Source organism: Halomonas sp. ND22Bw, assembly GCF_003011945.1.
Classification (GTDB): domain Bacteria; phylum Pseudomonadota; class Gammaproteobacteria; order Pseudomonadales; family Halomonadaceae; genus Halomonas; species Halomonas halophila.
The window spans coordinates 1-336 of the sequence record NZ_PXWD01000439.1 but is presented as its reverse complement, the minus strand read 5'-3'; the positions used below and the strand labels follow the sequence as shown (position 1 = coordinate 336).

The 336-nt window shown below is 64.3% G+C and carries 1 pseudogene; it reads right to left on the bottom strand.

Features of this window, described 5'->3' with window-relative positions:
• Positions 1-336: pseudogene (locus tag CVH10_RS18825) on the bottom strand (hypothetical protein); the annotation flags it as partial.

Sequence of the window (336 nt, the reverse complement as noted above, 5' to 3'; positions counted from 1 at the left end):
TGTTCGAGGCTGAGGTTGGCGAGCGCTTCGCGGCGTTCGAGGTAGGGCAGATCGGTGGTCGATGTGCCGTCGACGTCGAGGACGTCGAACACGTAGTACGAGGTCACGGCCTCGTTGCGGAGCTGCGCGGTGGGCCGCAGGACGTGCATCCGTCGTTGCAACAGGGAGAAGGACGGCACGCCGTCGGGTCCGAGTGCGACGATTTCGCCGTCGAGGACGGTTTCGCGGTGATCGAGCACGGCGCTGAGCGCATCGACGATCTCAGGGAACGACGCGGTAATGTTGTTGCCGTTGCGGGACCAGAGTTTGGGCGGAGTGGAACCCGTTGTGGCAATG